At 55.2% G+C, this 252-nt stretch carries 1 pseudogene; it reads right to left on the minus strand.

Annotation, left to right across the window (positions count from 1 at the left end):
• Positions 1-126: 126 nt before the first annotated feature.
• Positions 127-252, minus strand: a pseudogene (locus GWC77_RS29410) (ISL3 family transposase); the annotation flags it as partial.

A 252-nucleotide genomic window follows, 5' to 3' on the forward strand; every position in this document is an offset into this window, starting at 1 on the left:
TGCCGAACTGCTCAAGAAGTTCAGCAGGAATCGCCGGCAGCTCTACCGGTGGGGTCTTGGGTTTGCGAGGCATATTTTCTCCTGGGGAGCATCATATGCCTTGAACACGAAATTTCTGACAGACCCGAAGCGGCTGCCGGCGACAAAGTCCACCGCAATCGTGAGTTGCCGTTTGGCCGTATCAAAGTCGACGCCTTGCACGTACCACGGGGCCTTGATTCCCAAGGCGGCTTCAAAGAGTTGATTCGTCAT

Origin of the sequence: Paraburkholderia sp. NMBU_R16, from assembly GCF_013282575.1 — a bacterium.
Classification (GTDB): domain Bacteria; phylum Pseudomonadota; class Gammaproteobacteria; order Burkholderiales; family Burkholderiaceae; genus Trinickia.